General features: G+C 39.5%; 1 pseudogene. It reads left to right on the top strand.

Going from position 1 to position 529, the window contains the following annotated elements:
• A pseudogene (locus tag AE2B122_RS18985) lies at positions 1–529 on the top strand (IS3 family transposase); the annotation flags it as partial.

Genomic DNA, 529 nt, shown 5'->3' with positions numbered 1-529 from the left:
GAACAGCCTGTTGGAAAGCAATATACATACGGAAAAGGCCCTGTTTATACTTCTGAACTAGAGAAGCTACAAGCTGAGAACCGATTCTTAAGGCAGCAAAATGAAGTTTTAAAAAAGTACAAGGAATTGGAAAGGAAGTTGATAGAGAAACGGCAGTCGAACTGGTAGAAGTATTGGGAAATACGATGACAGTAGAAGAAACATGTGTTCACTTAGGCATTGCACGATCATCTTATTACCGTTGGAAGAAGGATGTATTGAAAGGTAATCTAAAACAATATTTAGAAAAACAAATAGGCACGTTGTGCCGTAAGAATAAGTATCGATACGGATACCGAAAAATTACTGCCTTACTAAGACAGGAACTCTGCGTTAATCACAAAGCAGTGCAGCGTATCATGCAGAAAAATAATTGGCAGTGTCGTGTTAAAGTAAAGAAACGAAAGAACACAGGACAGCCCTATAGCGTTGCAGAAAATATCTTGGATCGGAACTTTCGGTCCGATCGTCCACTTGAGAAGCTCGTAAC

The organism is Terribacillus sp. AE2B 122, from assembly GCF_902497585.1.
GTDB lineage: Bacteria > Bacillota > Bacilli > Bacillales > Amphibacillaceae > Terribacillus > Terribacillus saccharophilus_A.
This window is presented reverse-complemented; position numbering and strand designations above follow the sequence as displayed.